Source organism: Chitinophaga costaii, from assembly GCF_900094705.1.
In the GTDB taxonomy this organism is placed as follows: Bacteria; Bacteroidota; Bacteroidia; order Chitinophagales; family Chitinophagaceae; genus Chitinophaga; species Chitinophaga costaii.
The window spans coordinates 1-5,082 of the sequence record NZ_FMAR01000033.1 but is presented as its reverse complement, the minus strand read 5'-3'; the positions used below and the strand labels follow the sequence as shown (position 1 = coordinate 5,082).

Below are 5,082 nucleotides of genomic sequence, written 5' to 3'. Positions count from 1 at the left end.
TTTCTACCTTTATCCAAGTTTATCTTTTGAGTGTCGTAACCCAAAATTATAAACTATTGGGGCGTAATTGCCCCTTTCTTATTTTTAACATAACATTTTTCCCGGACAATAGTGATAAAAAATTTAAATTCCTTTGACGTTCAAACACCTTAATGCGATTGCTTACATCTTTTTTTGCACTATTACAGGAATGGTTGGCTGTGCATCCTCTCAGGTTCCCCTGTCCAATGCTGAACTTCAACTTTCAAAGCAATTGGCTCTAGAATATCAATGTGAAGTAGAATTTCAACATGATTACGTAGCCTTAAAAAGCAATAGAAAAAATGGAGTTTTTTGGATTCAACTAAAAAGTATTAATAATGATCTTTGCTCAAAAGATAGCTCGTCTCTAAAAAAAATTGCAGCCGATATTACTGCACGGACTGAAAAAATATTATCTCATAAACAGAGCTATATCTCAGTCACTTTAAATTTTAAAACTACTACTGTATATCATAAACAAGGTTATAGTATCACTTGCGACAAAGATCTAAACATCGACCTTGCAGACTTGAACAACGTTCATATTATCTATTGGGATAATGGGAAATTATAATGGCCCCCGGCAGAGGGCTGGTGCTATCTTTATGTAAAGATCTTGCGGTGATTGATAACCCAAGGATTGATGTAGCCGTTCTTTGTTGAAAAAAATCCAGCTGTATTCCGGTAAACAAACTTACTCCGTATTCGTATACTTTCAGATAAATATTTTCATATTTCACACTTTTCCATAGCGCTCTATAAAAATATTGTCTACCGCACGGCCTTTCTCATCCATGCTGATTTTTATTTTAGGGCTCTTTAGCATACTTGTAAAGGCTTCACTGGTAAACTGGCTACCCTGTCGCTATTAAATATTTCAGGACAACCATGAAGCGCGATAGCTTTCTTCACAACATCTTTACACCGGTCTGCATTCATGGTATTGCTAATACTCCTATATACTACATAGCGAGTATGCAAATCGATTACAGCGCACAAATACATGAAACCTTTGTAGCACTCTCTAGTTACTTAATATAGCGCGGAACCCGCAACCGTAATCCCTTGCAATGGGTGCGTTAAAACCTTTCCACGTTACACCGGCAATATTGCCATTGTATTGTGGAATAGTGAAGCCTGCATCGTAGCCCAACTTTTTGCCGAAGTGATTGGCCTCGGTATTCGTGCCGGTAATGTAATCTTTGTTAATGGAGCTTAACCAGCCCTTTATAGTATACTCATTGTTAACTACTTCCAGGTTGTTGCCCAGTACTTTCTTCTTAAGTCTTCCTAATTCATCATAAGTGTTCTGGGAAACGATCACCGGCGTAGTGTCATTCACCTGTTTGGTTACTTTGGTCACGTGATTATGATCGTCATAAGTAAGTATGGTCAACACTTGTTCATCCGGTGCAATGCCGCTGCGCGGATTGGTAAGATGGGTGAAGGAGGAGAATACCTTGCCGGCAAAATCATACAAGCTGCTGGTCACTACAAGACCACCTTGCAAGTTGTCGCTAATGGCCTGTACCGGCCGGCCTTTGCTATCGTAATAAGAGGTGGTGGACAGCCACTGATCGGTGCCGAGCACGCGCACCTTTGTACCCGTTACCAGGCCGTTGGTCATCGTGCTGCTGATAGTCACCGGGGTAGCATAGGCGCTGTTACTGGCATCGGTCAAAAATCTCCAGCTTTTCAGCCTATTTTGTTATAAAGAATATGCAATTTATACAAACATATACTATTCATGATTGAGTTTATAAAAGTCCAAAAGATAACAAAATAATGTATTTTGAAGTAGTAATAGCCTCAATAAATATTTATTCAGGGTACAATGCTATGTCAATCCCGATACCAAGTTCTCCTGCAATAGAAATAAGTTCGGCAGGGAATTCGAAAGTTTTGTTCAACTTTTTCATAAAAAGTGGCGTGTCAAGATATACGCCAAAAACTACTGTTGCATAATCAATTCCCGGAAAGTTTTGAACAAAGGATAGTTGGTTGCGATTATTTTTTAAAAAGGAAATAGTATCCTTTATCTGCCTATCCAAATCCGTGAATGCAGCCTCGCTTACAGTAACTATTACGTTTGATCTTTCTCGAAGTCTTTTGCCTGTAGCTATTGGCTCTCCTTTTAAGGTTGCTTTTGCATTTTCAAGTGGAGCGACCTGTAGGTATTTTACCGCATCAAAATCTTTTCCTTCTAGCGAAAAAAAACAAGACATATTTTTTAATTTTTTACAACTATTATTACAAAGGTGCAATAAAGATTTTAAATGTTATTAAATAGGGTAAGCTTTCAGGATACTCCCCCTGATTGCTGGGTGAAGTTCACACTTAGTGAAATAGTCCCTCATCACAATGATAAAAGCCGCAGCAATGCGACTTTGTTGTTAGTTTATCTCACTGACTATTTTAGCAAAGGATAATTATATTTGTTTACTATAACAGGCACAGTTAACACTTTAAAACTTTTTGTTTGCTTATCAAAGTCATATTCTTGCATGTAGTATGCAGTCTGCTTACATAGCAAGTCAACAGATTTGTATACAGCAAATTCAAAAGAGAAATTATATTTTCCAGACAGTTTGCATGTTGTATAAAACTTCTTAGGTACTTTACTGTTTTTATTGAGCAGCTTAATATTGTAGTCTTTAGATACATTATTATTTTTATTTTTATTCCTAAATAAATCGCTGTACTTAAATTCCACCTCTTTGCTGCTATTTGGCAGAAACTTAACAAAATTATAAACAATTTGCTGATTACTTACTATTGCTTCATCCGTTGTAATTACTACGTCAGAATACTTTGTAAAAACATAAGGAATTATAGGAAGGAATGATAATTTGTAATGCCTTTTATTTAAATCAAACCTGTGAAGATACTTTGAACCTAAAAACTGTTGCTGCAAGTAACTGCTAAAAATATACAAAGTATCTTTTGTTGTATTAACAATAGTTACAGTTATTGCCGCTGTATCTTCTTTGTATGTTGCATAAAGACTATCAGGATAATATTTATTGAGACTGCTTAATTTATCCGCTGCTTTACATAAACAATATTCCCCACGTTCAATCTGAGCAGTCGCAACTGAAGAAAATAATAATAATAGTATTATTACAATATTTTTCATTGTATATTAATTTAATGCACAACGCTTCCTTGGTCAGTTGTTACTGTCCGGTTATGGGTTTCGTCATATTTTCTTGCAGTCATCGGGCTTGGAGTAAATGTTCCATCAGCATTTTTAGTTTTATTTATCGCTCTCGTAGCATTATCAAAGTCAATTACTCCGTTTTGCTTTTGCCCTGCATTAATGACATGCCCCATACCGTGCCACATGGCATTTTGTGGATTTGTAACTACTCCGTTATTGATAACAAAATTGGGTGAGTCGCCCGGCTGTGGAAATTTTCCTGAACCTCTTGTCTTGTAATAATTGTCTGTTACTTCAAATACTGTAATTGGTGAAGTTCCATTCGGGTCTACAACGATATAATTCTGTGAAAGCTTTGAATTTTCTTTTTTTAATGCTGTGGCTTCTCCTCCTGATTTAGATGGGTCAATGGTAATAGAATTTCCGTCTTTGTCTTTAACTGTGAGACTGCTTTCATAAACAACATTTGTTATTGTTGTTTCACCCATAACACCACTAAATTGATTATATACTGCTAATTCTTCTTTGGAGAAAGATTTGGTATCTCCATTATAAACAAGATTACCTGCTGCTGTATAACTAAAGTTCTTTGCATTGGCTCCAAAAATAGTTTGCAGGGCTTGCATATATTGTTCCCTGTATTTTTCAGCGACATTAACGCTGTCGCCATTGACATCAATAAGTACAATAGGGTTATTTGCTGCATAACTATACGGGCTGGCAGCAAAAGCTTTATCTGCAAATCTGTCTAAATTAAAAAACCGTCCTACCTGTGCATCGTAGTTCCTTGCACCAAAATCCAACCACTCCAACCCTGAACCATCTGTAAACTCTTTTCTTTGTTCTTCTTTACCGTTGTATTTGTATTTGTTTTCGGGTGCGCCGTTTAAAGCTTTTGAACTTATGCCACTCATAACTAACCCAAACGGATAATAATGCGTTTCCTCCAGCAACGGCCCACTGGTATGATTTACCACCAGATTATCAAAATACACATCCTGCCCCCTCTCATTACTCACGTAAATATAAATAAACCCGGTTGATTTAATCGTCATCGGACTAACGGCCAGCGTTTGCAGCGCTCCCGGCGATGCCTGTACCTGCCGGTCTCCACTGTTACTGCTCACCATATTGAACTGGTCATCAAACAATACAAAGTTCAGGTAGGCTTTAGGTTTGCTCGCATTGTCTTCACTACCCGGTGTCTGTTTAATCTGATCAAACACGCTACTATTCATTGTAGTGGAGGACATCGGGGAGCTGCTTCCCGTAGGCACATGCGCACCGTCTGCCTGTCCGCCGGTGGCAAAGGCCTGGAGCAAAGAGGTGATCATGTCCGCAGTTGAGGCGTAGCGGGTATTAGCCCCAGTATTGGTATAATACGCTTTTGTGCCGATGGTAATCACATCACCCGCCATTACGCGCAGCACGATAGAAGGTCCGGTCTTCTGTCCACTTTGGGCATTGAGCTTGGCGGCATAAGCATTGGGATTGGTCGTACCATCCGCGGGATAACCAGTGGGTAGCGCAGTCCGGGAATTATCAATATTACTGAACAAGGCATTTTCTACCGCGCTGTTGCCCGTTTCCAGGGTGGCTGCATATTGGGCCGTACTGGTTTCTGTGGTCAGCACTTCCCGGATATTGCCCAGGTGGTCCTTTAAGAAATAATCAAACACATATTGGGGGGCCTGGCCAGTTTTCGACACCAGGCGTACCCGGCCTTCTTCGTGGGGGATAAATTGCAGCGTATCGTTTTGGTAAACCATGCCAGTGACATAATCCGTGGTGGTTATTTTTGACGGTTGAACGGTATTGTCTGTTACAATTTTTCTTAGTTTATTACCGCCCGCATCATACACGTATTGTATAGTGCCCTTGGCGGTAATGGTTATCTGCTG

At 39.1% G+C, this 5,082-nt stretch carries 6 protein-coding genes; 1 reads left to right on the top strand and 5 read right to left on the bottom strand.

Annotation, left to right across the window (positions count from 1 at the left end):
* Positions 1 to 133 precede the first annotated feature (133 nt).
* Positions 134 to 595, top strand: a complete 462-nt coding sequence (locus tag GA0116948_RS20650) for a hypothetical protein (protein WP_123891800.1) — start codon at positions 134 to 136, stop codon at positions 593 to 595.
* A 245-nt stretch (positions 596 to 840) separates the two neighbouring features.
* Here the strand turns inward: GA0116948_RS20650 and GA0116948_RS21855 are convergent, their stop codons facing one another.
* The 5 genes from GA0116948_RS21855 to GA0116948_RS20625 form a co-directional block, all read right to left on the bottom strand.
* Positions 841 to 1,026, bottom strand: a complete 186-nt coding sequence (locus tag GA0116948_RS21855) for a DDE-type integrase/transposase/recombinase (RefSeq protein WP_089715769.1) — start codon at positions 1,024 to 1,026, stop codon at positions 841 to 843.
* A 19-nt stretch (positions 1,027 to 1,045) separates the two neighbouring features.
* A complete protein-coding gene (locus GA0116948_RS20640) occupies positions 1,046 to 1,702 on the bottom strand; it encodes a hypothetical protein (RefSeq protein WP_089715767.1) in 657 nt (218 codons plus the stop codon).
* A gap of 139 nt (positions 1,703 to 1,841) precedes the next feature.
* Positions 1,842 to 2,246 (bottom strand): hypothetical protein, encoded by a 405-nt coding sequence (locus tag GA0116948_RS20635; RefSeq protein WP_089715765.1) that lies wholly within the window; start codon positions 2,244 to 2,246, stop codon positions 1,842 to 1,844.
* A 185-nt stretch (positions 2,247 to 2,431) separates the two neighbouring features.
* Positions 2,432 to 3,157 carry a hypothetical protein gene (locus GA0116948_RS20630; protein WP_089715764.1) on the bottom strand — a complete coding sequence of 242 codons (726 nt, stop codon included), beginning with the start codon at positions 3,155 to 3,157 and terminating at the stop codon, positions 2,432 to 2,434.
* A gap of 11 nt (positions 3,158 to 3,168) precedes the next feature.
* On the bottom strand, positions 3,169 to 5,082 hold a 1,914-nt coding region (locus GA0116948_RS20625), incomplete at its 5' end, for an RHS repeat-associated core domain-containing protein (RefSeq protein WP_317041942.1).